We start from the raw sequence: 516 nt of genomic DNA on the forward strand, positions 1-516 counted from the left end.
CAACACCACCGGCGAAGGACACCGGTACACCAATTGCCAGTAATACAGCGAAGCTGCCAAATAAGGTAAGAATTAATTGCCATTCCATTGTGGAACCCTCTAAGAATCAAGTTGTGAGTCGGTGACTAGGGTTTCACCAGACATTAATTGTTTGACGCGCTCATAAGCGAAAATCACGGAATAAAAGATCATCAGTGCGCCACTGATAGGCAGGCAGAAATAGATGTAGCCCATCTCTAAGCCCAATGCTGGGGTTAGCTGGCCAGTGGCCAATGTTTTGAGTGCTAATTGTGTTCCGCCGTGGACCAACACCACATAAGAGAAGAGCGCAATGGCCACTTGGATGACGATTTCATTCACCAGTTTTTTCTTGCCTTTGAGTTTCATCGTCAAAAGGTCAATGGCGAGGTGACGTTTGAGACCTGTGGTGTAAGCGGCACCAATAAGCGCCACCCACATAAAGAGATAGCGAGCCAGTTCATCCGTGACGGTGCTTGGTTTGCCGAGTACGTAGCG

At 48.3% G+C, this 516-nt stretch carries 1 protein-coding gene; it reads right to left on the minus strand.

Going from position 1 to position 516, the window contains the following annotated elements:
• Positions 1 to 99 precede the first annotated feature (99 nt).
• Positions 100 to 516, minus strand: a 417-nt coding sequence (locus R7040_RS30000; RefSeq protein WP_318098126.1) for a TRAP transporter small permease, incomplete at its 5' end; no start/stop codon positions are given.

The sequence above is a fragment of the Vibrio sp. 1069 genome, from assembly GCF_033340555.1.